The sequence below is a fragment of the Rhodoferax sp. GW821-FHT07G04 genome (genome assembly GCF_059418585.1).
Genome location: NZ_JBWKQD010000030.1, coordinates 1 through 746, shown reverse-complemented (window position 1 = coordinate 746; position 746 = coordinate 1). Strand labels below are relative to the sequence as shown.

The 746-nt window shown below is 58.4% G+C and carries 1 protein-coding gene; it reads right to left on the bottom strand.

Going from position 1 to position 746, the window contains the following annotated elements; all coding sequences use genetic code 11:
• Nucleotides 1-293, bottom strand: a 293-nt coding sequence (locus tag AC07OO_RS25570; protein WP_495084995.1) for an Ig-like domain repeat protein, incomplete at its 3' end; no start/stop codon positions are given.
• Between the last annotated feature and the right edge of the window lie 453 nt (nt 294-746).

The following is a 746-nucleotide window of genomic DNA, read 5'->3' as shown; positions in this document are numbered from 1 at the left end:
ATGGCCGAGCCGGTGCTGGCGTTGCTGGCGTCGCCGCTGTAGCTGGCGCTGATGGCGGCCGTGCCGGTGGTGGTCAGTGCGCTGGTGGTCAGGCTGGCAACGCCGTTGACGACGTTGGCCTGGCCCAGGTAGGTCTGACCGCTGAAGAAGTTGACTGTGCCCGTGGGAACGTTGCTCAGATCGGTTTGGGCGTTGACGCCGGCGCCGTTCTTGAATTGCAGGTCTGTTAGCAGGGTTCCGCTGGTAGCAAATGACGAATCAAGGTACAGCTTCTGCGTAATGTTGGCAGCCACCGTATACAAGGCAACGCCATTTTTAAGATAGCGGACGTTGGTGCCATCGTAGGTCACGCTCAGCGTGTCGCTGGCAACGTAGGATCCCAGGCTTGCAAGGTTGGATCCACTCGCAAAAGCATACAGACTACCTCCAGTGGTATGGAGGCAATAGTCGATGCTGGTATAGCTACTGTCTGTGGTTGGATCGGTATTCAGCCCCACCATTGTGGCCGCAGAGGTTGGGACCTTGAAGCTCACGCTCGCTCCACCTGTATAGCCATCCGTGCTGCGAATGGAGGCGTTCCAGCTCGGGGTTGCTGTGGCTGTTACGGTGTTATCCACCAAAGTGACGCCATCTACTGCAGTAATCGCGCTCAGCGGTTTCAAGCTAGCCACATTGGCCGTCAAGGTAACAGGCGATCCGGCCGCCACCGTGCCCACCGAGGTGTTCAAGGTGATTGTGGGCGCACT